This window comes from Methylobacterium sp. CCH5-D2 (assembly GCF_001556475.1).
Lineage (GTDB): Bacteria > Pseudomonadota > Alphaproteobacteria > Rhizobiales > Beijerinckiaceae > Methylobacterium > Methylobacterium hispanicum.
In genome coordinates this window covers 1-4,488 of the sequence record NZ_LSIX01000182.1, presented here as the reverse complement: position 1 = coordinate 4,488, position 4,488 = coordinate 1, and the positions used below count along the sequence as shown (strand labels likewise).

Genomic DNA, 4,488 nt, shown 5'->3' with positions numbered 1-4,488 from the left:
CCCGCCTCGGTGGGTTCCTGGGCCGACGCCATCACGGGCGAAGTCTCTCCGCAGGCTAACCGGGCGTGCCCCGCCCTTGCAATGTTGATCGACGCCACGTCGTCCGCGTTCGCCGCGTACCCGCACGCCACGCACCGGAACACGGCCTGGCTCGGGCGGTTCCCCGCCGCCACGTGCCCGCATTCCGGGCACGTCCGGCTCGTGTTCGGAGCCGGCACCGGCAGCAGCCAACCGCCGAGCCACTCCTGCTTGTACCCGACCTGCCGGCGGAACTCGCCCCACCCCTGGTCCAGGATCGCCTTGTTCAGCCCCGCCTTCTGACGGACGTTCACGCCCGGCTCCTCGACCGTCCCGGCCGCGCTCGCGGTCATCGCCCGCACGTCCAGGTCCTCGACGCAGACCACCGCGTGGTTCTTGCTGACGGTCGTCGAGGTCTTGTGCAGGAAGTCGGAGCGGATGCGGGCGATGCGTGCCTGGACCCGTTGTACCTTCGCCTTCGCCTTCCTCCAGTTCCTACTGAACTTGGTCTTGCGGGCCATCGCCCGCTGCGCCTTCGCGAGCGCCGCCTCGGCCTTGCGGAACGCGTTCGCCGGTTCGATGACGGTGCCGTCGGACAGCGTGGCGAAACGCGTCACGCCGACGTCGATGCCGACAAGCGTCGTCGACGGGTGGACCGGCTTCTCGACCTCGCGCTCGGTCTGGACCGAGACGTGCCACTTGCCGGCCTTCAGCGAGACGGTGACCTGCCCAATCTCGCCCTCGACAAGCCTGCTCGCGCGGTAGCGCATCCAACCGAGCTTGGGCAGGAAGACCCGCCCGTTCGGCTGGTCGAGCTCGACCTTCTGCGGGTGGCGGAAGGCGTCGTCCTTGCCCTTCCTCTTGAAGCGGGGGAACTCGGCCCGTCCCTCGAAGAAGTTGCGGTAGGCGCGGTCGAGGTCCTTGAGCGCCTGCTGCAGGACCTGGCTGTGCACCTCCTTGAGCCAGGAAGTGTCGGGTTCGGCCTTCCAGGCGGTGAGGTGCTTGCAGAGGTCGGCGTAGGAGAGGTGCTTGTCACCGGCGGCATACCGCTCCTTCTGCAGGGCGAGGGCCCTGTTGAAGACGTAGCGGCGCGCGCCGCAGGAGCGGCGCATGAGCCGTTCCTGCGCGCCGTCGGGCCGAAGGACGAACCGGTATGCCTGGACGCGAAGCACAGGCCAAGGATAGAACGAATGCGGAACGAAGGCAAGGGGATTGGATCGGTGCCCGGGCAGGCTTCTGTCGCGGCCGGCGCTATCCATCCCCGCCCTCAAGGGCGGGGCCTTCCGCGCTTCTACGGTAACGCATCGTCCGCGCGTCCCGAAGTCGTCGGTAGCGGCGCCGTGAAGGCAAACGCGAAAGACGATGGAGCATTCGATGAAGTACATCCTTGCAACCTTGGTGGCCTCCACCCTCATGACCGGCGGCGCTTGGGCGCACCCGAGGCTGACCGGCGAGGCCGTTCCCTCGGCGGGCTGGAGCGTCCTGGAAGGCCCGACGGGAGCCGCGCCCGAGGTGACGGGCAGCCTCGGCCGCGTTTGGGAGGGGCGTGATCTCCAGGGACGGGACCTGAGGAGCAGCACGCGCGGGAATGCCCAGTTCCCCGAGCGTCCCGCCGCGGCCCAGAACCTCGGCACCACTTCGGGCGGACCCGCGTTCTAATCAACGTCGGGCACGTTGCGGGAGCGGCTGTAACCCGTGGGCCCGCACCCGCGAACTTGTATTCGCCGGGCTTGTCGCGAGCCCGGCGCGTCCGGGGCTAGGCAAAGCCCCCGATCAGTGGGATCCTGGAAACGGATGTCGATCCGATCCACCATAGCGCGCCTGCTCACGGCCCTCGCCGTGCTCGGCCTGATCGCCGGGGCATCCGTCGCCCCCGCGCAGGCGCGCGCCTTCGTGGGCGACGGCGTTCAGCGGGACATGGTCGCTCAGCAAGGCGGCGTCACGACGCCACACGTCGCGCCGATGCCCGACGACATGCCGTGTTGCGATCCCGAGCCCTCGGGCCCGGACTGCCGCGACACCAAGGCCTGTCCCTTCGCGGTGGCCTGCGCCGCGAAGATCGTGCCGGGGATCCTGCCATCCCCGCCTGCCGATGGCGGCCCGGTCGCCCCGGTCCTCCTGCCCGTTCGGCAGGACCATATCCGGCCGAGTTTGGCCGCAGCCCCGCAGGCCCCCCCTCCCAAACCGCGTTCCTGAGCACGCCCGAGAGCGGTTCCGCCCCGTGCATGAGCATGCACGGCAGCCTTCGCGCACCGCCGCGCCGCGGCGGCCCGAACGGTCGGGGTCCCGCATCCAGACGCTCCGGAACAGGATCATCCCCGTGTCCACCGAACATCCCGCATCCCCGCGGCCGCGTCCTGCCCCGGCGCATCCCGCACGCCCCGAGCCACGCGCGGCCCGTCTCCCCATCCGCTCAGTCCTAAGGGTGGCGCCATGACGGGCCGGGAGGACTTTTTCGACGCTTACCAGAAGGAGCACCGGCCGGCAGGGCGAGGCGCTTGGCTCCTGCTCGGGCTCGTCCTCATCGTAGCAGCCCTAGCGGGAGCCGGCGCCGGTTACGCGCTCGCGCGCGGCGCATGGGTCATTCCCGGCGCGGTCGCGGCACGGCTTCCGGAACCGGTCGCGGCCTGGCTGCCCAAGGGCGCGCCACTCATGCCCCCGGACCTCAAGGATTATTCCTTCGAGCTCCTGGATCCCGAGACTAAATCGGGCGAGGCGACGCTCAGGGTGCGTCTGCTCGACAAGCGCGCCGGCAAGCCCGTGGCCGACGCGCTTGTCTACGCCCGCCGCCTCGACATGGCACCCGACGGGATGCCGACGATGACGGGTAAGATGAAGCCGGAGGCGAGCCCGGAGCCGGGCATCTACGCCTTCAGGGCCAACCTGGCGATGGAGGGCCGCTGGCGCCTCTCGCTGGCCGCGAAGGTACCGGGCGAGACCGGCACCGTCCAAGACCAACTCGTGCTCAGGGCCGTCGAGTGATGGACCAGACGACACCGATCCACCTGGCGCGGCGACGTGACCGCGCGCACCCGGGCGGCCAGGCGAAGGCGTGGGTCGCGGCCCTCGTTCTCCTGCCCCTCGCCGTCGGCGGCGGCGCCCTCGCCGGGCTGAAGGCCGGCGAGGCGGGATGGCCCCTGCCGGCATGGTTCCCAGCCTCGGTCTCCGGTCTGCTCGTCGGTCGCGACGCGAAGCCGGCCGCGGCCGCGGATGCGCCCGTGCTCTACTACCGCGACCCCGACGGAAAGGCGGCTTACGCGCTCGCGCCGGCGAGGACGCCCGACGGACGCGCCTACCTTCCGGTGCATGTCGGCGAGGATGTCGATTTCGAGCCGCGGCCCGCGGCGGCGAAGGAGACCGAGGCGAACGCCACCTACGCCGCGCCCCCGGCCGTGGGCCGGAAGATCCTCTACTACCGCAACCCGATGGGCCTGCCCGACACCTCGCCGGTGCCGAGGAAGGACTCGATGGGGATGGACTACCTCCCCGTCTACGAGGGCGAGGCCGAGGACGGGAACACCGTCAAGATCTCGCCCGGCAAGGTCCAGCGCACCGGCGTGCGCACTGAGCGGGCCGAACGTCGCGTCGTCAGCCGACCGGTGCGGGTCCCCGGCACCGTCACGCTCGACGAGCGGCGCGTCACCGTCGTGGCGACACGCTCGGATGCCTACGTCGACCACGTCGAGAACGTGACGACGGGCGACCGGGTGCGGAAGGGCCAGCCCCTGGTCCACGTCTACTCGCCCGAGATCAACGCGGCCGCCGCCCAGCTCATCGCAAATCCCGGCTTCGACGGGGCCCGGCGGCGGCTGCAGAACCTGAACGTCTCGGATGAGGTGATCAACGAGATGGAGCGGACCCGGAAGGTGCCGATGGCCATCACCTGGTCCGCGCCCCGGGACGGCCTCGTGCTGCAGCGCACCGCCATCGAGGGCATGAAGGCTGCGGCCGGCGACACCCTGTTCCGGATTGCCGACATCTCGGTGATGTGGGTGCTGGCCGACGTGCCCGAGTACGACCTCGGCAATGTCAAGGTCGGCCAGCCCGTCAGCGTGCGCGTGCGCTCGCTGCCCGGGCGCAGCTTCACCGGCAAGGTCGAGCTGATCTACCCGCAGGTGAACACGCAAACCCGCACCACCCGCGTGCGCATCGAGTTGCCGAACCCCGACGGGGTACTGCTGCCCGACATGTACGCCGACGTCGACATCGGGACCGGGGCGACGAAGCCCGTCGTCGCGATCCCGAACGATGCCGTCATCGACACGGGCGCGCGCCAGGTCGTGCTCGTGGACAAGGGCGAGGGTCGCTTCGAGCCGCGCGAGGTCAAGGTCGGCGCCCGCGGCGAGGGCTACACCGAGATCCGCGAGGGTGTGCAGGCCGGCGAGCAAGTCGTGACCGCGGCCAACTTCCTCATAGACGCCGAGAGCAACCTGAAGGCGGCGCTGCAGAGCATGGCCGCGCCCAAGCCCC

5 protein-coding genes are annotated in these 4,488 nt (G+C 70.5%); 4 read left to right on the top strand and 1 reads right to left on the bottom strand.

The features are described from left to right. Positions 1-1,130, bottom strand: a 1,130-nt coding sequence (locus tag AX737_RS04770; protein WP_245293395.1) for a transposase, incomplete at its 3' end; no start/stop codon positions are given. 262 nt (positions 1,131-1,392) lie between these two features. Here AX737_RS04770 and AX737_RS04765 point away from each other — a divergent pair. The 4 genes from AX737_RS04765 to AX737_RS04750 all read left to right on the top strand — a co-directional run. Continuing rightward, on the top strand, positions 1,393-1,677 hold the full coding sequence (locus AX737_RS04765; protein WP_066919396.1) for a hypothetical protein: 285 nt from the start codon (positions 1,393-1,395) through the stop codon (positions 1,675-1,677). A gap of 180 nt (positions 1,678-1,857) precedes the next feature. Further along, positions 1,858-2,214, top strand: a complete 357-nt coding sequence (locus tag AX737_RS04760; protein ID WP_245293394.1) for a hypothetical protein — start codon at positions 1,858-1,860, stop codon at positions 2,212-2,214. A gap of 237 nt (positions 2,215-2,451) precedes the next feature. Further along, the gene (locus tag AX737_RS04755) at positions 2,452-3,000 is read left to right on the top strand and encodes a FixH family protein (protein ID WP_066919392.1); all 549 of its coding nucleotides are present in this window, start codon (positions 2,452-2,454) and stop codon (positions 2,998-3,000) included. Continuing rightward, positions 3,000-4,488: efflux RND transporter periplasmic adaptor subunit (locus AX737_RS04750; protein WP_066919390.1), on the top strand; the 1,489-nt coding region annotated here is incomplete at its 3' end. The genes AX737_RS04755 and AX737_RS04750, both read left to right, overlap by 1 nt.

What these genes read in the sequence shown, in the direction of transcription:
- AX737_RS04765 (WP_066919396.1), top strand. Translation starts at nt 1,393, where the DNA reads ATGAAGTACATCCTTGCAACCTTGGTGGCCTCCACCCTCATGACCGGC.
- AX737_RS04755 (WP_066919392.1), top strand. Translation starts at nt 2,452, where the DNA reads ATGACGGGCCGGGAGGACTTTTTCGACGCTTACCAGAAGGAGCACCGG.